The organism is Pseudomonas sp. RGM 3321 (genome assembly GCF_022836805.1).
Classification (GTDB): Bacteria; Pseudomonadota; Gammaproteobacteria; order Pseudomonadales; family Pseudomonadaceae; genus Aquipseudomonas.
This window is the reverse complement of the sequence record NZ_JALHBH010000121.1, coordinates 33,016-56,471: the sequence shown is the minus strand read 5'-3', so window position 1 is coordinate 56,471 and position 23,456 is coordinate 33,016. Positions and strand designations below refer to the sequence as shown.

The 23,456-nt window shown below is 58.0% G+C and carries 20 protein-coding genes; 7 read left to right on the top strand and 13 right to left on the bottom strand.

Going from position 1 to position 23,456, the window contains the following annotated elements:
- Window positions 1–33: 33 nt before the first annotated feature.
- Both RGM3321_RS25735 and RGM3321_RS25730 read right to left on the bottom strand, forming a co-directional pair.
- Window positions 34–618 (bottom strand): fimbrial protein, encoded by a 585-nt coding sequence (locus RGM3321_RS25735; protein WP_244395399.1) that lies wholly within the window; start codon window positions 616–618, stop codon window positions 34–36.
- 307 nt (window positions 619–925) lie between these two features.
- On the bottom strand, window positions 926–1,303 hold the full coding sequence (locus RGM3321_RS25730) for a hypothetical protein (RefSeq protein ID WP_244395398.1): 378 nt from the start codon (window positions 1,301–1,303) through the stop codon (window positions 926–928).
- A 293-nt stretch (window positions 1,304–1,596) separates the two neighbouring features.
- On the opposite strand from RGM3321_RS25730, the gene RGM3321_RS25725 reads away from it, so the two are divergent.
- From RGM3321_RS25725 to RGM3321_RS25705, 5 genes are all read left to right on the top strand, one after another.
- Window positions 1,597–2,763 carry an efflux RND transporter periplasmic adaptor subunit gene (locus RGM3321_RS25725; protein WP_244395397.1) on the top strand — a complete coding sequence of 389 codons (1,167 nt, stop codon included), beginning with the start codon at window positions 1,597–1,599 and terminating at the stop codon, window positions 2,761–2,763.
- Window positions 2,760–5,864, top strand: coding sequence for a multidrug efflux RND transporter permease subunit (locus RGM3321_RS25720; protein WP_244395396.1), 3,105 nt, complete (start codon window positions 2,760–2,762; stop codon window positions 5,862–5,864). The genes RGM3321_RS25725 and RGM3321_RS25720 overlap by 4 nt, the downstream gene beginning before the upstream one ends.
- A gap of 10 nt (window positions 5,865–5,874) precedes the next feature.
- Complete coding sequence (locus tag RGM3321_RS25715; RefSeq protein ID WP_002552331.1) at window positions 5,875–6,552, top strand: heavy metal response regulator transcription factor; 678 nt, start codon at window positions 5,875–5,877, stop codon at window positions 6,550–6,552.
- The gene (locus RGM3321_RS25710; RefSeq protein ID WP_244395395.1) at window positions 6,542–7,906 is read left to right on the top strand and encodes a heavy metal sensor histidine kinase; all 1,365 of its coding nucleotides are present in this window, start codon (window positions 6,542–6,544) and stop codon (window positions 7,904–7,906) included. Before RGM3321_RS25715 ends, RGM3321_RS25710 begins: the two co-directional genes overlap by 11 nt.
- 208 nt (window positions 7,907–8,114) lie before the next feature.
- Entirely contained in the window at window positions 8,115–9,644 is a 1,530-nt protein-coding gene (locus tag RGM3321_RS25705; RefSeq protein ID WP_244395394.1) for a sensor domain-containing diguanylate cyclase, read from the top strand.
- A gap of 69 nt (window positions 9,645–9,713) precedes the next feature.
- Here the strand turns inward: RGM3321_RS25705 and RGM3321_RS25700 are convergent, their stop codons facing one another.
- Window positions 9,714–10,184, bottom strand: a complete 471-nt coding sequence (locus tag RGM3321_RS25700) for a PA2169 family four-helix-bundle protein (protein ID WP_244395393.1) — start codon at window positions 10,182–10,184, stop codon at window positions 9,714–9,716.
- A gap of 219 nt (window positions 10,185–10,403) precedes the next feature.
- Here RGM3321_RS25700 and RGM3321_RS25695 point away from each other — a divergent pair, with 219 nt between their 5' ends.
- Entirely contained in the window at window positions 10,404–10,643 is a 240-nt protein-coding gene (locus tag RGM3321_RS25695) for a DUF3820 family protein (RefSeq protein ID WP_244395392.1), read from the top strand.
- 126 nt (window positions 10,644–10,769) lie between these two features.
- Here the strand turns inward: RGM3321_RS25695 and RGM3321_RS25690 are convergent, their stop codons facing one another.
- The 3 genes from RGM3321_RS25690 to zwf are packed head-to-tail and all read right to left on the bottom strand — an operon-like array spanning window position 10,770 to window position 13,649.
- On the bottom strand, window positions 10,770–11,444 hold the full coding sequence (locus tag RGM3321_RS25690; protein ID WP_002552327.1) for a bifunctional 4-hydroxy-2-oxoglutarate aldolase/2-dehydro-3-deoxy-phosphogluconate aldolase: 675 nt from the start codon (window positions 11,442–11,444) through the stop codon (window positions 10,770–10,772).
- 35 nt (window positions 11,445–11,479) lie between these two features.
- Window positions 11,480–12,193: a 6-phosphogluconolactonase gene (gene pgl, locus RGM3321_RS25685; RefSeq protein WP_244395391.1), complete on the bottom strand. Its 714-nt coding sequence runs from the start codon at window positions 12,191–12,193 to the stop codon at window positions 11,480–11,482.
- A complete protein-coding gene (zwf, locus tag RGM3321_RS25680; protein ID WP_004656035.1) occupies window positions 12,180–13,649 on the bottom strand; it encodes a glucose-6-phosphate dehydrogenase in 1,470 nt (489 codons plus the stop codon). The genes pgl and zwf overlap by 14 nt, the downstream gene beginning before the upstream one ends.
- Window positions 13,650–13,868: 219 nt before the next feature.
- Here zwf and RGM3321_RS25675 point away from each other — a divergent pair, with 219 nt between their 5' ends.
- Window positions 13,869–14,735: a MurR/RpiR family transcriptional regulator gene (locus tag RGM3321_RS25675; RefSeq protein ID WP_002552324.1), complete on the top strand. Its 867-nt coding sequence runs from the start codon at window positions 13,869–13,871 to the stop codon at window positions 14,733–14,735.
- A 324-nt stretch (window positions 14,736–15,059) separates the two neighbouring features.
- On the opposite strand, the gene RGM3321_RS25670 is transcribed toward RGM3321_RS25675, so the two are convergent.
- From RGM3321_RS25670 to RGM3321_RS25640, 7 genes are all read right to left on the bottom strand, one after another.
- Window positions 15,060–15,935 (bottom strand): D-hexose-6-phosphate mutarotase, encoded by an 876-nt coding sequence (locus RGM3321_RS25670; protein ID WP_244395390.1) that lies wholly within the window; start codon window positions 15,933–15,935, stop codon window positions 15,060–15,062.
- Window positions 15,936–16,043: 108 nt separating this feature from the next.
- Entirely contained in the window at window positions 16,044–17,405 is a 1,362-nt protein-coding gene (locus RGM3321_RS25665; RefSeq protein WP_244395389.1) for a carbohydrate porin, read from the bottom strand.
- 126 nt (window positions 17,406–17,531) lie between these two features.
- Window positions 17,532–18,698 (bottom strand): ABC transporter ATP-binding protein, encoded by a 1,167-nt coding sequence (locus tag RGM3321_RS25660; protein ID WP_244395388.1) that lies wholly within the window; start codon window positions 18,696–18,698, stop codon window positions 17,532–17,534.
- Between the two features lie 2 nt (window positions 18,699–18,700).
- Entirely contained in the window at window positions 18,701–19,546 is an 846-nt protein-coding gene (locus RGM3321_RS25655) for a carbohydrate ABC transporter permease (RefSeq protein ID WP_004656028.1), read from the bottom strand.
- Window positions 19,539–20,447: a sugar ABC transporter permease gene (locus tag RGM3321_RS25650; protein WP_244395387.1), complete on the bottom strand. Its 909-nt coding sequence runs from the start codon at window positions 20,445–20,447 to the stop codon at window positions 19,539–19,541. Before RGM3321_RS25650 ends, RGM3321_RS25655 begins: the two co-directional genes overlap by 8 nt.
- Before the next feature lie 104 nt (window positions 20,448–20,551).
- Entirely contained in the window at window positions 20,552–21,838 is a 1,287-nt protein-coding gene (locus tag RGM3321_RS25645) for an ABC transporter substrate-binding protein (RefSeq protein ID WP_244395386.1), read from the bottom strand.
- A 168-nt stretch (window positions 21,839–22,006) separates the two neighbouring features.
- On the bottom strand, window positions 22,007–23,413 hold the full coding sequence (locus RGM3321_RS25640) for an ATP-binding protein (RefSeq protein ID WP_279614152.1): 1,407 nt from the start codon (window positions 23,411–23,413) through the stop codon (window positions 22,007–22,009).
- Window positions 23,414–23,456: the final 43 nt, after the last annotated feature.

Below are 23,456 nucleotides of genomic sequence, written 5' to 3'. Positions count from 1 at the left end.
CAGAGCGAGCAGTGCCCGCCCTGTCCGACACGGTTACTCGTAATCCATCACGAACGGCAGGAAGCCGTCGGCATTACCCGGATTGGTCGGCGTGCCGTTGAGCACATAGACCGCGCCAAAATTGATTTCAGCAGTCGCACCGCTGGCACCATCCTTGATGAGCGTGGTGTCGACGGTTTCAGCACCGCTCAGGTCCATCAGAACGCTGGAGGTATTGAGCAAGCCGATACCGACGCCATCTGCCGCGCCGGTGGTGCGCAGAAGTTTGGCATCGTTATTGTCCAGACCGCTGCCGTTACGGGCAGTAAGGCGCATCTTGACCATGTTGTATTGATCTGCGCCCGCGCTGCAGTTGACCAACAACTGGATAGGCGCAGCCGTTTCGAATCGACTTTCACTCGATACACCAATATCAGAGAAGGAGACGTTGCCCAGGTCGACATTGATTTCGCCAGGGTTGGTGCCCGCACTGACGCCCGTGCCCGGTCCCACATCGCAGGAGATATTGGTCAGTGTGCCGTTGAAGACCATTTTTCCGTTGTTCGCTGCACTGACGTTACCCGCCATGCCAACGCCCATTGCGCCCAGAACTGCCAATGTAAGAGAGAGCTTTTTCATGCTAACGACCTTCCTTGTGTTATGTCGTGTGTGCCCGCTATCGGACGGTGAGCACTATAGATCCAGGTCTATTTCGATGCTGTCAGCTGGATAACTTTTAACCCGCAGACAACACAACACGACACGCAGGACAGGTCTGTAGGAATAACCAGGCGTCTTGCGCAAGTAGGCTAATTACGGCTGTTACACAGTGTGGCGCGGGTGTTTTAAACCAGGGTGGTGTCAGTTTTAAAAGGGCTGACCGGACACTGGACTGTCACTTAAACGTGGGTGACAGTCCGGTCGAAAAAATAATACAGATCTGTATTTATTGATAGCTCAACGTGATGACTCCAGCGCTTGCCCGCAGGGCCTTGCCGTCGATCTCGGCGGCCGGAAGTACCTGATACTGCGCGACAAAGGGCACCGCCTGATCACCACATGCATTGTGCTCGGTGCTCACCTGCATATTGATGCCCGGTGCAACTTGCAGGATGCGCGCATGAGCAGCAGGCACATTCACATTAATGTCGGAAATCACGCAACTGCTGTTGACGATACTGCCATGCAACGTCACTACGCCGTCCTTTGCCCATGAAAAAGCAGGCGCAGCCAGCAAGGGAACCAACACAATGACGGCCCCCAAACCCTGGCGAAGAAACAAACATTTCAACATGACTTTCCAGGTCGTTTTTTTACTGTTCATGGCGTTCTCCACTCATAGGCTCATACAGTGAGTTAAGTTGATGGGAGAATTAGCTGCCAGAAGCCGACCTAGGAAAATGTAGGAAAACTCTTAGGACTTTATAAACATCTGGACAAATAGCTCTTCAACATAGATATCGTCCGTTAGCGGATTTTCTTGACTGCACGCCATGCGCGGTGGAGGCTTTCTGACAAACCTGACAGCTAAAAGTCATTCTGCTGACCGGGTTTGCAGGCTATAAGGAAGCCGTAAAAAAATATTACTCCCGTACCGACATTTGGCGTTTTCTTCATATGCGCAGACAGACCCTGACCGTCACCGCTGTAGTCCTGCTGATAGCCTGCGTGGCCATTGCCGGATGGAAACTGACACGCCCTGCCACACTCCCGAAAAACTCCGTGACTGCGGTGCCTGTCAAGGTGATCACGGTCAGCATTGAGGACGTACCACGTTTCGTCACAGGGATCGGCTCGGTGCTGTCACTGCAAAGTGTGGTGATCCGTCCTCAGGTAGATGGCGTACTGACGCGCGTGCTGGTCAAGGAAGGTCAACAGGTCAAGGCCGGCGAGTTGCTGGCGACGCTGGATGACCGCTCGATCCGCGCCTCGCTGGAGCAAGCTCGCGCCCAGCTGGCGCAGAACAAGGCGCAGCTAGATGTCGCGCAGCTGAACCTGAAACGCTATCGCCAGCTCACTCAGGACAACGGTATCTCGCGTCAGACATTCGATCAGCAGCAGGCACTGGTCAGGCAACTCGAAGCCACGGCGAAAGGCAACGAAGCAAGCATCAACGCCTCACAGGTGCAGCTCTCCTACACCCAGATTCGCTCGCCGGTTACGGGCAGGGTCGGCATCCGCAATGTCGATGAAGGCAACTTCCTGCGCGTCAGCGATGCTACCGGGCTGTTTTCGGTGACACAGATCGACCCGATTGCGGTGGAATTCTCTCTGCCTCAGCAGATGTTACCGACCCTGCAGGGACTGATTGCCGAACGCAACGCTGCGACCGTCAAGGCGTATCAGGGCGACGGCGCGGCCAACGGACTGCTTTTGGGTGAAGGTACGCTTTCATTGATCGACAATCAGGTGTCGGCAACCACCGGCACGATCCGCGCCAAGGCTCAATTCAAAAACCCCGGCGAACAACTCTGGCCTGGGCAACTGGTCACGGTGAAGATCCAGACCGGTGTCGAACTCAACTCGCTCAAAGTACCGCCACAAGTAGTGCAGCGCGGCATCGATCAGCACTTCGTCTATCGACTCACTGCTGATAAAAAAGTGGAAGTCGTACCGGTCAAGGTGCTTTATCAGGACAGCGAGCAGACGTTGATCAGCGGGCCAAACGCCGGAGATGTACTGGTCAGCGACGGCCAGTCGCGGCTGCGGCCGGGGGCGGCTGTCGAAGTGGTCAGCGCACCCGCCCCGGATGTCGCGAGCGCGCAAGTGGAGCACGCACGATGAATGGCCGAGGCTCGGTATCGGCGTGGTGCATCGACCACCCGGTGGCCACCTTGTTATTGACCTTCGCACTGGTACTGCTAGGGGTCATTGCCTTTCCACGACTGCCGATTGCGCCGTTGCCGGAAGCGGAGTTCCCGACCATACAGGTTACCGCGCAACTGCCCGGTGCCAGCCCGGAAACCATGGCGTCTTCGGTTGCCACGCCGCTGGAAGTGCAGTTCAGCGCGATCCCCGGCATGACCCAGATGACCTCCAGCAGCGCCCTGGGGTCCACCAACCTGACGCTGCAATTCACCCTCAACAAAAGCATCGACACTGCCGCTCAGGAAGTCCAGGCCGCCATCAACACTGCAGCGGGACGCCTACCAGCCGACATGCCGAGCTTGCCGACCTGGCGCAAGGTCAACCCGGCTGACAGTCCGGTGCTGATCCTGAGTGTCAGCTCCAGCCTGATGCCCGGCACGGAGCTGAGCGATGTCACCGAAACCATCCTGGCGCGCCAGCTCAGCCAGATCGAAGGCGTGGGTCAGGTGTTCATCACCGGCCAGCAAAGGCCAGCGATTCGTGTGCAGGCCGCTCCCGAAAAACTGGCCGCGCTGGGGCTGACCCTGGCCGACATTCGCCTGGCGGTGCAACAGACCAGCCTCAACCTGGCCAAAGGTGCCTTGTATGGCAAGGACAGCATTTCGACACTGTCGTCCAACGATCAGTTGTTCAAGCCGCAGGACTACGCGCAACTGATCGTTTCCTACAAGAACGGCGCCCCCGTCCAGCTCAAGGATGTGGCTCGGGTGGTCGCTGGTTCGGAAAACGCCTACGTCAAGGCCTGGTCCGGCGACCAGCAAGGCGTCAACATCGCTATTTTTCGTCAGCCTGGCGCCAACATTGTCGACACTGTGGACCGCATCCAGCGTGAACTGCCACGCTTGCAGGAAATGCTCCCCGCTACCGTTGAGGTCTCGGTACTCAACGACCGGACCCGCACCATTCGCGCCTCGTTGCACGAAGTGGAACTGACCCTGATGATCGCGGTGCTGCTGGTGGTGGCGGTCATGGCACTGTTTCTGCGTCAGCTGTCAGCCACCCTTATCGTCAGTGCGGTGCTCGGGGTATCGCTGATCGCCAGCTTTGCGATGATGTACCTGTTCGGCTTCAGCCTGAACAATCTGACATTGGTAGCCATCGTGGTCGCGGTCGGGTTCGTGGTGGACGACGCCATCGTGGTGGTAGAAAACATCCATCGCCACCTTGAGGCCGGACAAGGCATGCGCGAGGCCGCCATAAAGGGCGCGGGGGAAATCGGCTTTACCGTGGTGTCGATCAGTTTCTCGCTGGTGGCGGCATTCATTCCGCTGTTGTTCATGGGCGGTGTGGTCGGGCGGCTGTTCAAGGAGTTTGCGCTGACTGCCACCGCAACCATTCTGATTTCGGTGGTCGTCTCCCTGACCCTGGCGCCGACCCTGGCGGCACTGTTCATGCGCGCCCCCACGCACAACCCGCATCAGAAGCCGGGCTTCGGTGAACGTTTGCTGGCCTCCTACGAGCGAGGCTTGCGCAAGGCGCTGGCCCATCAGCGACTAATGCTCGGCGTGTTCGGCCTGACCCTGGGGCTGGCGGTGGTCGGCTATATCCTCATACCCAAGGGCTTCTTTCCGGTTCAGGACACTGCTTTTGCACTCGGCACCACCGAGGCCGCTGCCGACATTTCCTACCCGGACATGGTGGAAAAACACCTGCAACTGGCAAAAATCGTCGGTGCAGACCCGGCAGTGCTGGCGTTCTCGCATTCAGTCGGTGTGTCAGGCAGCAACCAGACCATCGCCAACGGACGCTTCTGGATCTCCCTCAAGCCGCGCTCCGAACGCGATGTGTCGGTCAGCGAGTTCATTGACCGCCTGCGCCCCCAACTGGCGAAAGTCCCCGGCATCGTTCTGTATCTGCGTGCCGGACAGGACATCAACCTCAGTTCCGGGCCGAGCCGCAGTCAGTATCAGTATGTGCTCAAGAGCAACGACGGCGAATTGCTCAATACCTGGACGCAACGGCTGACTGAAAAACTGCGCAGCAATCCGGCGTTTCGCGATATGTCCAACGACTTGCAACTGGGCGGCAGTGTCACCCATATCTATATTGATCGCAGTGCTGCCGCGCGATTCGGCCTGACCACCGCCGACGTCGATCAGGCGCTGTACGACGCGTTCGGCCAGCGGCAGATCAGCGAATACCAGACCGAGGTCAACCAGTACAAGGTGATCCTCGAGCTGGATGCCCAGCAGCGTGGCAAAGCCGAAAGCCTGGCTTACTTCTATCTGCGCTCACCGCTGACCAACGAAATGGTGCCGCTGTCGGCGCTGGCCAAAGTCAGTGCGCCGCGCATGGGCCCGCTGTCGATCAGCCACGACGGTATGTTCCCGGCTGCCAACCTGTCATTCAACCTGGCGTCCGGGGTCGCACTGGGCGACGCGGTAAACATGCTCGATCAGGCCAAGAAAGAGATCGGCATGCCGGCCTCGATCATCGGCAGTTTTCAGGGCGCGGCACAGGCATTCCAGAGTTCGCTGGCCAACCAGCCGTGGCTGATTCTCGCCGCGCTGGTGGCGGTGTACATCATTCTGGGTGTGCTTTATGAAAGCTTCGTGCACCCGCTGACCATCATTTCCACCCTGCCCTCGGCAGGTATCGGCGCGCTGTTGCTGCTATGGATGATGGGGCAGGACTTCTCGATCATGGCCCTGATCGGCATCGTGTTACTGATCGGTATCGTCAAGAAGAACGGCATTCTGCTGGTGGACTTTGCCCTGCAAGCGCAGCGTGAGCAGGGCCTGTCGCCACAGGAGGCCATTTATGAGGCCTGCATTACCCGCTTCCGACCGATTATCATGACCACCCTTGCCGCCTTGCTCGGCGCACTGCCGCTGATGCTGGGTTTCGGAGTCGGTGCCGAACTGCGTCAACCGTTGGGTATCGCAGTGGTCGGCGGCCTGCTGGTGAGCCAGATGCTGACCCTGTTCACTACGCCGGTCATTTACCTGCAACTGGAGCGGCTGTTTCATAAACGCCACCCGGCGCCCGCCGCACCCGCGCTGGCCCTTCACAAGTGAGAGTCACCCGATGCGCGTGTTGATTATCGAAGACGAAGAGAAAACCGCAGACTACCTGCGCCGCGGCCTGACCGAACAGGGCTACGCCGTCGACGTGGCGCGCGATGGCATCGAAGGTCTGCACCTCGCGCTGGAGAACGACCACGCGATCATCATTCTTGATGTGATGTTGCCCGGCCTGGACGGCTTCGGCGTATTGCGTGCGTTGCGCGCGCGCAAGCAGACGCCCGTAATCATGCTTACCGCTCGCGAGCAGGTCGATGACCGCATTCGCGGCCTGCGCGAAGGTGCCGATGACTATCTCGGCAAACCGTTTTCCTTCCTGGAACTGGTCGCCCGTCTCCAGGCGCTGACCCGCCGCAGCGGTGGCCACGAACCGGTGCAAATCACTATCGCCGACCTGTGGATAGACCTGATCAGCCGCAAGGCGACTCGCGCCGGAATGCGTCTGGATCTGACCGCCAAGGAGTTTTCGCTGCTCAGCGTGCTGGCCAGACGTCAGGGCGACATCCTCTCCAAGACATCAATCGCCGAGATGGTCTGGGACATCAACTTCGACAGTGATACCAATGTGGTCGAAGTCGCGATCAAACGCTTGCGGGCCAAGCTGGACGGTCCTCACGAACATAAACTGCTGCACACCATTCGTGGCATGGGCTATGTGCTGGAGAACCGCAGTGCGGGTTGATTCGATCGCCCTGCGCCTCAGCGGACTGTTCGCGCTGGTGGCACTGGTGGTGTTCCTGCTGATCGGCTGGGCCTTGTACCTGCAAGTCGACAAGAGTCTGGACCTGTTGCCGCGTGCCGAAGTCGATGCGCGCTACAGTGTGCTGGAATCGGCCGTCGGGCGTTTCGGCAACCCGGAGCACTGGGGCAAGATCAAGGCAAAGCTGGAGTTGCTCAGCGAGGAAGACAAGCGCTTGCGTTTCTGGGTAGTCAGCGACAACCCGCTGTACGAATTCGGCAACCCGGACGCGAACATTCGTCGTTTCGCGCAAGGCGCATCGGGTATGCATGACCTGAAACTGGCCGATCACCCGTTCGCATTCAAGGTACTGGTCAGCGAATTCCCAGCCAAGGAACAGCGCCCGGCGCTGCGTTTTCTGACCGCCATCGATACCGAGACATTCTGGCATACCCAACACTCGCTGCTGGTCGCGCTGATCAGTCTGGCTACGCTGGGTATTTTGCTGGCTTCGGCGCTTGGTTACTGGGTCGCGCGCATCGGCCTGCGTCCTTTGACCAGTCTCTCGCAGGAAGTCCAGAAGCTCGCCCCGCCAAGGCTGTCCGGGCGCTTGCAGATTTCGCCGCTGCCACCGGAGCTTGAACAATTCGTCGCTTCGTTCAACTCCACGCTGGAACGGGTCGAGCAGGCCTACTCTAGGCTCGAGTCGTTCAATGCCGATGTGGCGCACGAGCTTCGCTCACCGCTGACCAACCTGATCGGCCAGACCCAGGTGGCGCTGACCCGCGGCCGCTCGGCCGAGCATTATTTCGAGGTGTTGCAATCAAACCTCGAAGAGCTGGAGCGTTTGCGCTCGATCATCAACGACATGCTGTTTCTGGCCAGCGCGGATCAGGGCACAAAAGTCAAAGCGCAGACCTGCGCGTCACTGGCAGACGAAGTCGCCACCACGCTGGATTACCTGGATTTCATTCTGGAAGATGCCCACGTGCAAGTCCGGGTTCAGGGCGACGCCAGCGCGCCGATTGAAAAGCCGCATTTGCGCCGCGCCTTGATCAACCTGCTGCATAACGCCGTGCAACACACCGATGCCGGCCAGGTCATCGAGGTAACTATCGAGTCGCGCGATGCCCATGTGAGTATCGGCGTGACCAATCCCGGCGTGCAAATAGCCCCGGAACATTTGCCCAGGCTGTTCGAGCGCTTTTACCGGGTCGATGCCTCACGCAGCAACAGCGGCGCCAATCATGGCCTGGGGCTGGCCATCGTCAAGGCCATTGCATTGATGCACGGCGGCACTGTGTTCGTGAACAGCGACAAGGGTGTCAATACGTTCGGCATACAGCTGCCTCGCTGATACCTTCAAGAAATACAGCACCCAGTCTGTCTTTCGCAGCCATCCGTGTACGTCTGTTCGGATCATTTTAAATACACTTGCTTTATTCACATTCCATTCATATGAGGCTATAAGGAGCGTGTTATACACCCAGCATTAAAATCATAAAAATAATGATAACTGACTTAACCATTTATCAAGATTCATTCGTCTGCAGGTAGAACAACCAATGATGTTGTTTGCGTCATCTCGGCAAGACCGGCTCAAATGGACCCGACCGGAACTCATGCTGATCTTTGGCAGTTCACTGTCAATGTTCGCCATACTGGGGATTGTGGCGTCTCTACTGGCCCGGGAGCGTGACGACGCAGCGCAGACTGCGGCGCGTGCGGCGGCCAATATCGTGCAATTGATTGATGCCGACGTCATGCATAACGCAGAACTTTACGACTCGTCCCTGCAAGGCATGATCAGCGCATGGCAGCGTCCGGACCTTCAGGATCTGTCACCTGAACTGCGACAACTTGTCCTGTTTGATCGCTCCACTGCGGCGTCTTTCAAAGGCGATCTGGTAATGCTCGATAACAAGGGCGCCATATTGGCTGACTCACTGTCCGTCATCCCTCGAAACGACAACTTCTCCGACCGCTCCTATTTCAAAGAGCACACGGTGAACCCTTCGCTGGGTCTGCACGTCAGTGCGCCGTACAAAAGTCGTTGGGGTTACAAGGACTGGTGCATCAGTTTCAGCCGTCGCATGTCAGGCCCCAACGGAGAGTTCAACGGCATTGTAAGTGCGGCAATGCGGCTGGTGTATTTCAAACACTTGTTCATGAGCCAGAATCTGGGTGTCGGCAGCAGTATCAACCTGATCAATACCGCAGGCATCCTGATCGTCCGCTATCCCGATCTGGAGGGCGAAGATCTGATCGGCAAGGATTACAGCCACAGCCCCAACTTTCAGCGCATTCTTCAGGAAGGAGATGGCAGCTTTGCTGCCATGTCGACGCAGTTGAACGCTCGTCGGCTGTATACATTTTCCCGGGTCGGCAATCTGCCGCTGATTGTCGTCATCGGTCAGTCCGAGGACGAGGTGTACGCGGTATGGCGGCGCAATGCCTGGCTGGTCGGCTCCGCTACCAGCGTACTGTGTCTCGGAATCCTGTGGCTGACATGGCTGCTGTGTCGCGAGTTGCGACGACGCCATCGCGCCGAGGATGCACTGGCCAGCCTTGCCGCTACGGACGGCCTGACCGGGCTCGACAATCGTCGCCAACTTGACGAAGGCATGGAAACCGAATGGGCACGGGCACAGCGCTCAGGCAAACAGCTGTCCTTGCTGATGATCGATGTAGACCATTTCAAGGCATTCAACGAGCGTCATGGTCATCAGGGCGGTGACGAAGCACTGCGCCTTATTGCACAAACCATCTCCTGCAATATCCGCCGGCCCGGCGACCGGGTTGCACGCTATGGCGGCGAGGAGTTTGTGGTAGTGCTACCGGAAACCGACTTGCCTGGGGCCATGATGATTGCCGAACAGATCCGCAAGGCAGCTGAATCACTGCCGCTGTTTCCGGGTGCACAACAGCCCATAACCGTGAGTATCGGTATCGTTTCAGAGATGGTGCGTCAGGGAGACAAACTGGAGGCGTTTTTCGGAATAGCTGACAAGGCGCTTTATCAGGCCAAGCACAAGGGCCGTAACCGCGTGGAGCATCGTAGTTCGGTTACCAGAGAAATGACCGACCAGGTTTGATGAGCTGCCAACGGGCATAAAAAAACGCCAGACTGGCTGGCGTTTTTTTGTTACCGCTGCAACATCGAATTACGATGCGGCGCGGGCTGCGTCACGCAGTGCTTTGACTTCGTCGTGATTTTTCAGCACGCCTTGATACTGCTTTTCAATCACAGCGATCACGGCTGGGGAGATAGCCTTCTCACGCGACTTCTCAAGAGCTTTGCTGTAGGCCTTCTTGGCAACGTCTTCGCCACGCTCTACTTCTTCCAGTACGGCTTTGTCGTCGTTGCTGGTGAAGGCGGTTTTCAGCTTGACCCATGCCTGATGCACGTCAGCCGATACGCTGGAAGAATCTTCTGGCTTGCCACCCAGTTGCTGTACATGCTGCTGCAACTCACGTACCGCACCATCCACTTCGGTAGCACGACGTGCCAGGAATGTTTTTACCTGTGGGCTTTTCGCGTTCTTTGCGCTGGTCTCGAAGCCTTCTTTACCGTCGATGCTGGTTTCGATCAGGTCATTCAGGATAGAGATCGTTTCTTTGTTGATATCAGTCATTTGATAATTTCCTAATGGCAGGTTGATACGAAAGTGTGTAGATGAATAGGTAATTGCAGACACCGTGCCAGTTTTTGATATGTGAATAATTCATTAAAATCAATAAGTTATGAAATTTTCACAATTGGCTGTTCGTGACTTCTGCATGATCTGTCGTTTGGCCTGCATGCAGAATGCACGTATTGTGCTGTTCGATATGTATTGATGGGAGGCTTGCAGATGAACCCGGAGAAGCTCAGGTTATTGGTGACGCAGGAAATGCCATTCGGCAAATACAAAGGACGGCTGATCGCCGACTTGCCAGGTCATTATCTGAACTGGTTCGCGCGCGAAGGCTTTCCGAAAGGTGAACTGGGAGGTTTGCTGGCATTGATGCAGGAAATCGATCACAACGGCCTTGGCGCGCTATTGGACCCGCTGCGCACGCGCCCACGTCACTCGTTCAAGGACAAGGGATAAACAAAGATGCGGTCCGGGGAGAAAAAAACGGTGCTCCGGACCAGGGAGCACCGAAAAGCCATACAACCAACAACAACTTCCTTGTCGGAATCAGCCGCAAAGGGGCTGATTCCGAAATCCTGAAAATCAGTCAAACAACGCCATTGCCTGCGCAGTGGCTTCCTGAATGCGGCCCCAGTCGCCATTCTTGACCCAGGCGTTATCAATCATCCAGGTCCCGCCCACGCACATTACATTGGGCAAGGCCATGTAGCTCTTCAGGTTCTGCTCGTTGACGCCGCCAGTCGGGCAGAAACGCACCTCATTGAAAGGTCCGCCCAAGGCCTTGATTGCCGCCACGCCGCCGCTGATCTCGGCCGGGAACAGCTTGAAACGGCGATAGCCCATGGCATAACCGATCATGATTTCCGAGGCACTGCTGACGCCCGGCAAAAGGGGCAACGGGCTGTCGACTGCGGCTTGCAGCAGGTCTTGCGTGCTGCCAGGGGTCACAATGAACTGCGAACCTGCCGCTTCGGCATCTGCCAGCATCTTGCGGTCAAGAATGGTGCCGGCGCCCACACACAGTTCCGGGCGCTGTTCACGCAGAATACGGATGGCGCTCAGACCGAACGCCGAGCGCAGCGTAACTTCCAGTGCAGTCATGCCGCCAGCGGCCAGCGCATCGGCCAGAGGCAGCACATCCTGGTCACGAGCAATAGTGATGACCGGCAGAATCTTCGCCTTGGCGCAGAGTTCGTCAATCTGGGCAATCTTGTTCGCCATGCTGATGAGCGGCTGATTATTTTCGTTCTGTGTCATGGCGACGGATCCTTTGTTTGTGGGGCTTATGGGGCTTATGGGCACCAGTAAATCTCGAGAGACGGGTTGAGAAAGGCACGCACCGGCATCTCGGCGAGGTCATTGCCCGCCAGCGCGGTGCGCAGGGTGTCGAGTTTGGCCTGACCGGACACCGACAGGATCGGCGAACGTGCCGACGCCAGCAGGCGGCGGGTCAGGGTCAGACGCTGGTGCGGCACGCTCGGTGCGAGCATCGGCAGACAGCGGCGCTCGCCTTGCAGATCAAGGGCTTCTTTCAGGTTCGGGCTATCGGGGAACAGCGACGCGGTATGCCCGTCGTCGCCCATGCCCAGAATCAGTACATCAATCGGTGGCAGCTCGGCCAGCGCCTGATCTGCAGCCAGCGCTGCTTCTTCTACAGTGCCCGCCACGCTGTACAGCCCCAGAAACTTCGCCTTCGCCACAGGCCCCTGCAGCAAGTGGCGCTGCAGCAGGCCCGCATTGCTGTCGACATGCTCGGTCGGCACAAAACGCTCGTCGGCCAGGCTGATGACCACTTTCGACCAGTCCAGCGGCTGCACGGCCAGGCTCTGGAAAAAGGCCACCGGACTGCGACCACCGGACACCACCAGGGTCGCCTGACCGTTTTCGCCAATTGCCTGCTTCAGGCGCTCGGCGACGTTGGCCGCCAGCGCATCAGCCAGTTGCTGCGGTGTGTCGAAATCACGTGCTACCAGCCCTGCTGGCAGCTCAAGGTCACATATCGCCATACCAGGATCTCCCGTCGCGAGTAATCAGGGCAATGGAGCTCATTGGCCCCCAGGTTCCGGCCGGATAAGGCTTGGGCGCATCGCCCGCCTTCTTCCAGCCAGCGATCAACTGATCGCACCATTGCCAGGCGTACTCGATTTCATCTTTGCGGACAAACAGGTTCTGATTGCCACGCATGACTTCCAGCAACAACCGCTCATAAGCGTCGGGGACACGAGCGCTGCGGTAGGTGTCGGAAAAATTCAGTTGCAAGGGCCCGCTGCGCAGCTGCATGCCTTTATCCAGCCCCTGGTCCTTGGTCATCACCTGCAAGGAAATGCCTTCGTCAGGCTGCAGGCGGATGATCAGGCGGTTGCTGATCTGCAAACGCTGTTCCGGCGCGAAGATGTAGTGCGGCGGCTCTTTGAAATGGATCACGATCTGCGACATTTTCTGCGGCATGCGCTTGCCGGTACGCAGATAAAACGGCGTACCCGACCAGCGCCAGTTGCGGATATCGGCACGCAACGCGACGAAGGTTTCAGTATCGCTCTGGGTGTTGGAGTTCTCTTCCTCCAGATAACCCGGTACCGCCTTGCCTTCGCTGTAGCCAGCGGTGTACTGCCCACGCACCACCTGGGTTGCCAGACGCTCGGGCGTAAACGGGGCAAGCGCCTTGAGCACCTTGACTTTCTCGTCGCGAATACTGTCGGCCGACAGGTCACTGGGCGGGTCCATGGCGATCAGGCAGAGCAGTTGCAGCAGGTGGTTCTGAATCATGTCGCGCAACTGACCGGCCTGATCGAAATAGCCCCAACGGCCCTCGATGCCGACCTTCTCGGCAACCGTGATCTCCACATGAGAAATATGGTTCTGGTTCCACTGGGTTTCGAACAGGCTATTGGCGAAACGCAGGGCAATGAGGTTCTGTACCGTGTCCTTGCCCAGGTAGTGGTCGATACGATAAACGCGGTTTTCCGGGAAGAACTGCGCCACTGCATCGTTAACCCGGCGCGAAGAAGCCAGGTCGTGGCCGATGGGTTTTTCCAGTACGGCGCGCGTACGCTCGGCCAGATTGACCGAAGCAAGGTTCTCGCAGATTGCGCCGTAGACCGAGGCCGGGGTGGCGAAATAGGCGATCAGGGTTTCGGCGGTGCCGACGCGTTCGGCAAGCGCGACGTAGTCCTCAGCTTTGAGGAAGTCGACATGCAGGTAGCTGAGGCGCGCCAGAAACCGGCCCAGGTTGTCGGGCTCAAGTTCGGCCTCGGGAATGAAGCGGCGCATGGATTTTTCGATATACGCCAGATGCGACTGTTCGTCGCCGGGTTCACGCGCCAGGGCAAGAATTTTTGTGTCTTCGTGCAGCAGTCCAGCGCGATCAAGCTGATAAAGAGCCGGGAACAGCTTGCGTACCGCCAGGTCCCCCAAGGCACCAAACAGGGCAAATGTGCACGGTTCAACCGTAATCAAGGGCATAATGTTGGTTCTTTTATCAAGTTAGGCTACAAATACCTTTTTTAAAGGCGTTACTCAAGGCCATATGTAGTAATAACCACAACATTCTGCCTAAAAGCATATTCCAGTGGTGATCAACACAGGCCCTCAGTACGATAGGCCACCTTTGCTACAGGCTAAAGAGCTAAAAAAAGCTCAGGCCAAAACCGTTGGTGAATCAGCCCCCGACAAGGACTTTGAATGGACCGCGTAAGAAACCTCCTGGAGCAAATCCAGGGCCGACTCGATGAGTTGAACAAGGCCGAGCGCAAAGTGGCCGAAGTCATCCTGCTCAACCCGCAGATGGCTACGCGACTGAGCATTGCAGCGCTTGCCCAGGCCGCCAAGGTCAGCGAACCGACGGTCAACCGCTTCTGCCGTTCGTTCAGCGTCAGCGGTTATCCGGAGCTCAAACTGCAACTGGCCCAGAGCCTTGCCAGTGGCGCAGCCTACGTCAGCCGCGCTGTGGAAGCCGACGACAATCCCGAGGCGTATACCCAGAAGATTTTCGGCAGCGCCATTGCGTCGCTCGACAGCGCCTGCCAGCAACTGGACCCGGCGCTGATCAGCAAGTCCGTGGACATGCTGATCCAGGCGCGGCAGATCCACTTTTTCGGGCTGGGTGCCTCAGCGCCGGTGGCGCTTGATGCGCAGCACAAATTTTTCCGTTTCAACCTGGCGGTCACGGCGCATGCCGATGTGCTGATGCAACGAATGATTGCGTCGGTGGCCCATACCGGTGAATTGTTCGTGATCATTTCCTACACCGGGCGCACGCGCGAGCTGGTGGAAGTGGCCCGCATCGCTCGTGCCAATGGCGCTTCGGTGCTGGGCCTGACCGCCGCTGGCTCGCCACTGGCGCAGGCCAGCACTGTGAGCCTGAACATTCCCCTGCCGGAAGACACCGACATCTACATGCCGATGACCTCGCGGATCATCCAGCTCACCGTTCTCGATGTGCTGGCCACCGGCATGACCCTGCGCCGCGGCGTCGACTTCCAGCCGCACCTGCGCAAGATCAAGGAAAGCCTGAATGACAGCCGCTATCCGATAGAAGATCAGGGCTGACTGGGTGTCGTTGACTATCGTTCCCACGCTCCGCGTGGTAATGCCTTTCGTGACGCTCTGCGTCACACAGTCCTGCGATTCAGTGAGATTTCGGCTCGACTCGATTCACCTTTTCGCCCCTCGGCGAGTTACTTTGATGGGGCCAAAGCAACCAAAGCCCCTCGCTCCTGTTTCCGGCCCGACTTCGTCGCACTCTGCGTTGTCTGTGCCATCGTGGTTGAAAAGCGCCTAGAGCAGCTTGGTTAAAGGCACGATTCAGATATCACTATCGTGCCGACGCTCCGCGTCGGCATGCAGTTCGTGACGCCCTGCGTCACACGCAACTCACCCCGCCAGGCTGGCTTGCAGTTTGAGCTGCACCTGTTCTCCAGGCCGCAAGCTGAAGGCGTCGCCGGAACCAGAAGCAGCTTCCACGCGCACAAAACCTGCGGTCTCGCTGCCACACACCCCCAGTAGCGGTCTGTTGCCGGGGTGCCAGACCACGGTATTGACGCTGTCGCCGGTGTCGATGTTCAGCCTGCGCTGCCAGGTCGGGTCCTGAAGTTGCAAGGCTCCGGCATGTTCGAAGACTCGCTGGCAGCCGCCTGCCACACGCAATTCGCCTTGTTGCTGGCAGACCTGTCGGCTGAGTTCGTCATAACCCTGCGCCCCATCAAGGCCCTCGAGCGCAACTTCAGCCACATCGCCAATCCGCCAGTACGCATGCAGCGCATGGCTGAAATGACACGGTTCACTGTCCTCGTGGCGTGTGCTCAGACGCAACTCCATGCCTTGCCCCAGCTCGGCATGCAGGTCGACCTGCCAGTCCCACAGCTGCAAGCGCCAGTGCAGGCTGACGCCCTTTTCGCTCTCGCTGCTGTCGATCAGTTTCCAGTCCAGCAAGCGTCCCCAGCCGTGTGCCGGCCAGCCGCTTTCACCGGGGTGTCGGCCGTACCAGGGCCAGCACACTGGCACGCCACCTCGGATCGCCCCCACCTGCGGCCATTGTGCAGCGCACCAGAGCCAGGGCTTCTGGCCTTGCGGCTGAAAATGCAGCAACTGCGCGCCCTGGCGACTGAAGACTGCCTGACACTGCGGATGATCGATAACCAGTACATCGCGCAGCTGGTGACGCTCCCACTCGAAAGTGGGTCTGGCACGTCGGGATCGGAAGAAGCGTTGCAATGGATGTTCAGGCAGTTGCGCGTCGAGAGAGGTCATCGCCAATCGCGTCCCTGAAAAATAAAAGGATCAAGCCAAAAAAAACGGGCAGCCAGGCTGCCCGCAAAGCACACACGACCTTTGATCGCGTTACGCGTCAATCAGTACTCAGAACTTCGACTGGATCTTGATGCCCGCCACAATCGCGTCATCAACCTGATCTACACCGCCAGGATGCTTGACGTACTGCAGGTTGGGACGCACGGTCAGCCAGTTGGTAACGTGGAAGCCGTAGTAGATTTCCGAGTTGTACTCAGTTCTCTGGACAGGCAGGTAGCCAGGGTTGTCGTAGTCGTTGATGCCGCTGATCTGGTTGGCCAGACGCACGCGATCCTGCACATCGTCGTTGACGTGGATACGGGCGATACCGATACCGATGTCATCTTTCGGACGCGAGTTGAAAGGACCTTTGTACGTGAAACCGATTTGCTGGTAGTTATCGACGAAGTTGGTGGCCTTGTCATGCACGGTAGCGTTGGCAAAAATGCTCAGGCCGCGCGATGCATCGCCATCGTGGGTAGTCAGCTGTTGCTGAGCAACAACCCACCAGCCGTGCTTGCTGTCATGCGACTTGAACGCAGCGCCGGTAGCTGCCTGTGGCTGACCGTTGACGTCTTCATAGACATCATCGGCGTTGGGCGTGCTCTTGTAGAAGCCGACACGGTATTCACCGGGCAACGAATTGACGGTCGGCGTCCAGACCAGTTCGACCGGCAGGATCATGCCTTTGGTGCCGCTGCCGCTGAGTTTGAAGCCGTTGCCGGTTTCGAGGTTGGACGGGTTCTGCTCGTAGACGCCGACCTGTGCGTACACTTCCGGCGTGATGTTGTACTTCACGCGCAAGGCCCACTGGCTGATTGGCCAGTTGTACCAGGTGTTCACATAGTTACCGACCTGCGAGCCGCAGAACGACAGGTTCTGGAAATCGCAAGGGAAGCTGTTGAAGTCTTCGCCCGGTCCGAAACGACCGGCCTTGACGTCCAGCGCGCCATCAAAGTACTTCTGCTTGACCCACATTTGCGTCAGACGCCAGGTCTGGCCGCGACCCCAGACTTCCTGGGAGGAGCTGAGGGTACCGGCACGAGGGTCGCCGATCCGGTCGTTGGAAATGTTGCGCCCGCTACGTTCGGTGATTGCCAGCTTGAACTCTGCGTCCTGCCAGCCGAAAGCCTTTTGCAAATCGACTTTCATGCCCAGCGCGAACTGGTCGCTGTAGCGGCCGGTCTTGTCATCGTTGTAACCGCCCTTGATGTTACTGGCCATCTCGGAAACGTATTCCAGCGAGAAGTCATAACCCTTGTCGAGCAGTTCGGTACGCTTGCCGTTCCAGTCGCCAGTCATCCACGGTGAATCGGCAGAAAATGCGTCGGCAGCATGAACGCTGCCTGCCAGCCCCATCGCACCCAATACCGACAGCGTGCTTACCAACTGGAACCGGGAAAGCGATTTACCTTTGTTGATCTTCTTCATCCCATCAATCCTCGTTTTATTGTTATTAGCTTTGGTAGACGTTTTGCTTCATTCACTGCTTCGTTTTCGCCGGTCGGCCGCTTCATTGTGGCAGTAGACAGCCGGCCAGCGATGCCCGGTGCTGGATCAATTTATCACTTGCGGCTCAACTGAGACATTGTTTACCCGTTCAGCCAAAGGCGGTGCTCCCAGAACCCCAAGACGCTCACCGCTCTGAGCATCGAAAATCAGCACTCTGGAAGGGTCGAACTGCAGGGTCAGACTTTCGCCCACCTGCGGTGCGACATCCGGCGCAAGGCGACAGCAGACCTTGCTCTGATTGAGCGTGACGAACACCAGCGTGTCCGGCCCGGTAGGCTCGGTCACCTGGACCTCGGCACGGATGGTCGGCATGCCATTCGATTCAGCGCCAGCAAGCATAATCTGTTCTGGCCGGATACCGAGAATGATTTCTCGATCTTCCAGCCCGGCATCGGACACCCCGACCGGGAGCTCGCAACGCGCCTGACCACTGTCGAGCAGCGCACTCAATTGGCCGTCCTTGCGTTGCAGACGCAGCGGGATGAAGTTCATCGGCGGTGAACCGATGAAACTGGCGACGAACAGGTTGGCCGGATCGGTGTAAATCTGCTTGGGCGTACCGAATTGCTGAACGATACCGTCCTTCATGACCGCGACCTTGTCGCCCAGCGTCATGGCCTCGATCTGATCGTGGGTTACATAAACTGTGGTGGTTTTGAGGCGCTGGTGCATCAGTTTCATTTCGGTACGCATCTCGACGCGCAACTTGGCGTCGAGGTTGGACAGCGGCTCATCGAACAGGTAGATCTTGGGCCGCCGCGCAAGGGCACGCCCCATCGCGACCCGCTGCTGCTGGCCACCGGACATCTGGCCCGGCTTGCGATTGAGCAAGTGCTCGATCTGCAACAGCTTGGCTACGCGAGCCACTTCCGCATCGATGTCGGCCTGCGGCATCTTGCGGATTTTCAACCCGAACGCGATGTTTTCACGCACGCTCATGGTCGGGTAAAGGGCATAGGACTGAAAGACCATCGCGATGTCGCGGTCCTTGGGGCTGGTGCTGCTGACGTCCTGGCCATCGATCAGGATCTCACCGCCGCTGATGCTTTCCAGACCGGCAATGCAGTTCATCAAGGTGGATTTGCCACAGCCGGAAGGGCCAACCAGAATCAGAAACTCGCCATCCTTGATCGACAGATCAATGTTCTTGAGCGTGTCCGGCAGGTTGCTGCCGTAGGTCTTGTTGACGTTGCGTAATTCGAGAGTCGCCATGATTACCCCTTGACCGCGCCGGCCGTGAGCCCACGCAGGAAATACTTGCCAGCCAGTACGTAGACCAGCAGTGTCGGCAGGCCGGCAATCATCGCCGCCGCCATGTCAACGTTGTATTCCTTGGCGCCTGTGCTGGTGTTGACCAGATTGTTCAGGGCCACGGTTATCGGCTGAGATTCACCGCTGGAGAACACAACGCCGAACAGGAAATCGTTCCATATCTGGGTGAACTGCCAGATAAGGCAGACCATCACGATGGGCGTGGACATCGGCAGAATGATGCGCCCGAAGATGGTGAAGAACCCTGCACCGTCCAGCCGTGCAGCCTTGACCAGAGCATCCGGAATGCTGACGTAGTAGTTACGGAAGAATAGCGTGGTAAATGCCAGCCCGTAGACCACATGCACAAACACCAGCCCGGTGGTCGTACTGGCCAGGCCCATTTTGCCCAGCGTAAAGGAAGCCGGCAGCAGAACGGTCTGAAACGGCAGGAAGCAACCAAACAGCAACAGACCGAAAAACAGCTGCGAGCCCTTGAAGCGCCACATCGACAGCACATAGCCATTGAGCGCGCCAATAGCGGTGGAAATGATGACTGCCGGAACGGTGATTTTTATCGAGTTCCAGAAATAACCATCGACCAGGTCCCAGGCCTTTATCCAGCCGATTGCGGTGATCACACTTGGCCAGCTCAGCAAGTTGCCCGTGCCAATATCTTCGGGGGTCTTGAAGCTGGTGAACAGCATCACCACCAGCGGCACCAGGTAAATCAGACAGGCCAGTATCAGCACGGCGTAAATGAGAATACGACTGAAGCTGATGCCCGGTTTGCCAACATGACTAGTCATGGCGTTTGGTCCTCAGCTCGGAATACAGGTACGGCACCAGAATCGCCAGGATCGCGCCGAGCATCAGAATCGCACTGGCCGAGCCCATGCCCATCTGACCGCGGCTAAAGGTGAAGGAGTACATGAACATTGCAGGCAGGTCGGATGAGTAACCGGGGCCACCGGCGGTCATCGCTGCCACCAGATCGAAGCTCTTGATGGCAATGTGCGCCAGGATCATCACGGCACTGAAGAACACCGGACGCAGGCTTGGCAACACAACACGCCAGTAGATCATCGGCAAACTCGCGCCATCCATCTGCGCAGCGCGAATGATCGATTGATCGACGCCACGCAGGCCCGCCAGAAACAACGCCATGACAAAGCCGGAAGACTGCCACACCGCAGCAATGACCAGGCAGTAAACCACGCGGTCCGGGTCGATCAGCCAGTCGAGACGGAAACCTTCCCAGCCCCAGTCGCGCAGCATCTTGTCCAGGCCCAGGCCGGGGTTGAGCAGCCATTTCCACGCTGTACCGGTGACGATCATCGACAGTGCCATCGGGTACAGGTAAATGGTGCGAATCATGCCCTCACGACGGATGCGCTGGTCCAGCAGGACGGCCAGCAGAACACCGATCACCAGGCTGATGCCAATGAACATCCCGCCAAACACCGCAAGGTTCTTGCTCGCCACCCACCAGCGATCGTTATCCATCAGGCGTGCGTATTGTGCCAAACCGACCCATTTGTAGGACGGCAGAAACGTCGAGTTGGTAAACGAAAGCGCGAATGTCCAGAGGATGTAGCCATAGAAACCCACCAGCACGATGAACATGCTGGGCGCCAGCACCAGTTTTGGTAGCCAGCGTTGCAGCGCATCCATTGGCGAGGCTTTGCTGATCGCAGCGACAGAGCTCATCGGGAGTATCCCATCCGGTGTATCGAATCCAGGCCGCAGCCGCGGGTGAAATCAACAGAGGATTTCAGCACCACGAACTGCGGGTACAGGCGGTTCAGAGAGAATTACTGGGCCGATTTGACCGCAGTGGCCAGCTTCTTGGCTGTCGCTGCAGGATCAGCAGCCGGGTCGTTGATGTAGTTGGTGACCACATCAAAGAACGCACCCTGCACCGCCAGCGTAGTGGCCATGTTGTGCGCCATGCTTGGTTGCAGGCCACCGGTCTTCGAATCGGCCAGGAAATCCTTGGCAGCGGTTTGCGCACACGAGTCGAAACCGTACTTGCTCATGTCGGACAGCATGTCTTCACGAACCGGGATCGAGCCCTTGTTGATGCTGAAGACTTTCTGGAAGTCCTCGCCCATCGCGACCTTGGCCAGATCCTGCTGTGCGGCAGTGGTGCCCTTGTCTTTCTGCTTGAACACCGCCAGCGAGTCGATGTTGTAGGTAAACGCCTTGTCGGTGCCAGGGAAGGCTACGCACTGGTAATCCTTGCCGGCGACTTTCTTGGCTGCGGTCCATTCACTCTTGGCCCAGTCACCCATGATCTGCATGCCGGCCTTGCCGTTGATGACCTTGGCAGCTTCCAGGTTCCAGTCCTGGCCCTTGCCATCGGCATCCATGTAGGTCGCGACTTTCTTGAGCTCCGTGAGGGACTTGACCATGCCTTCACCGGTCAACGCGTCCTTGTCCAGATCAACCAGGGCCTTCTTGTAGCCATCAGCGCCCATGACCGAAAGCACAACGGCTTCAAAGACGGTGCTGTCCTGCCACGGCTGACCACCGTGGGCGAGCGGAATGAAACCGGCTTTTTTCAGCTTGTCGCCCGCAGCGTAAAATTCTTCGAGCGTGGTGGGCGCCTTGTCGATACCGGCTTTCTTGAACACCTCAGGGTTGATCCACAGCCAGTTGACGCGGTGGATGTTTACCGGCACCGCTACGTAGTCACCGTCGTACTTCACGGTGTCGGAGACCTTCTTGTCCAGCAGCGAGTCCCATTTCTCGGCCTTGGCGACGTCTTTCAACGCGTCTGTATCAAGCAGACCGGTAGAGGCCCATTCCTGAATGTCAGGACCTTTGATCTGGGCAACACCTGGCGGGTTACCAGCAACCGCACGGCTCTTGAGCACGGTCATGGCGGTGGAGCCGCCACCGCCTGCGATGGCGCCGTCCTTCCAGACAAAGCCGTCTTTTTCGACCTGCGCCTTCAGAACATCGACCGCAGCCTTTTCGCCACCCGACGTCCACCAGTGCACAACTTCTACAGTGCCTTTGGATTCAGCGGCAATAGCGCTCAGAGGGAACAACGAAGCGAGAGAGATGACAACAGCGAGACGTGACATGGAATTCATCGAATTGACCTTTCTTGTTGTTATGCATGAGCAAGTCTGATGCTTGCGCTTCGTGGGAGTCTAACCAAGCCAGACGCAACGACAGTAACGAAGGGACGCGCAATTGTCACAGGATGGTGACAATTGAAACACCCTGAAAATACAAGCTCAAAGCCACTACCCGGAAAGTCATTCCATTGTTCTTGGCAGGTGCAGCGTCACCCGCAACCCACCCTCACGCAGGTTCTGCAGGCTGACTTCGCCACCATGACTGTGGGCGATGTTACGCGCGATACCCAGGCCCAGACCGTAGCCCTGTTGCTGATTGCCTGCCAGACGAAAATGCGGCTCGAAGACATGCTCCAGACGTTGCTCGGGCACACCAGGCCCTTCGTCATCCACATGCAGGACAAAAGCCGTGGCGTTGTCCTCGACTTTCAGATGAGCCCGATGGCCATATTTAAGGGCATTGTCGATCAGGTTGCCGATGCAGCGCCGCAGCGCCAACGGCTTGCCGGGATAGGCAGCCTGCGCCTCGCCTTGCTGGGTAACACGTCCGTCGCCTTCAACATTCAGCCAGGGCTCGACCAGGCAATCAAGCAGTGCATTGAGATCCACCGGCTCGATGTTTTCATGAATATCAGTGTCTTTGACGCACTGCAGCGCGCCTTTGACCAGCAATTCCAGTTCGTCCAGATCGCGGCTGAATTTGTGCTGCATGTGCTCATCTTCCAGCAGCTCGACGCGCAACCGCAGCCGGGTGATGGGCGTACGTAAATCATGGGAGATGGCACTGAACAACTGACCCCGTTCGGTCAGGTAGCGGCTGATACGGTTGCGCATGGCGTTGAACGCACGGCTGACCTCAATCACCTCGCTGCCGCCGCCCTCGACCACCGGCTCGACGTCCGCACCCAGCGACATGTCCCGTGCGGCCCGCGCCAGACGTTTGAGCGGACGGCTCTGCCAATGCACCAGCAAACCGATGAACAACAGCAAAAACACGCTGGTCAGGACGATGAATGAAACCTGCTGAAGGGGCAGCTCCTGCTCCTCCAGCGAGGTGTAGGGCTCAGGCAGCAGAGAGGCAATGTAGAACCATTCACCGGGCGCCATTTCGATTTGCGTGACCAGCACCGGCGGGTTCACCGGCTCAAGTGTCAGCGCGTAATGCGCCCAGGAACGCGGTAGCTCATCGAGCTTCAGGCCGCTGTTGAAAACGCGCAGTTCATCAGGCCGCGCAAACCATACGGTGATGTCCGGCCCATTGCCCAGACGCTGGCGCAATACCTCGCCCACCACGTCCAGCACCGCCTGTTTGCGAGGCGTGGGCTGCATGATCTGCATGTCCAGCGGGTGATCGTTGAGCGAGACGACGAAACGTGTGCCGCCCATACTGCGCAGTTGGTCCAGCACCATGGGCCGATAGGCCAGCGGCAATGAGCGAAAGTAACTGACACTGGCTGCCATCGAGTACGCGAGACTGCGCGCGCTGGTCACCAGCCCTTCGGTCTGTGTGGCGCGCAACTGTGACAGCCAGATCACGCTGGACAGTGTCTGAGCCAGCAGAACCGCCAGTAACGTCAACAGCAGCATGCGCCCCAGCAATGAGCGCGGCAGTGGCAGGCCGGTTCTTTTT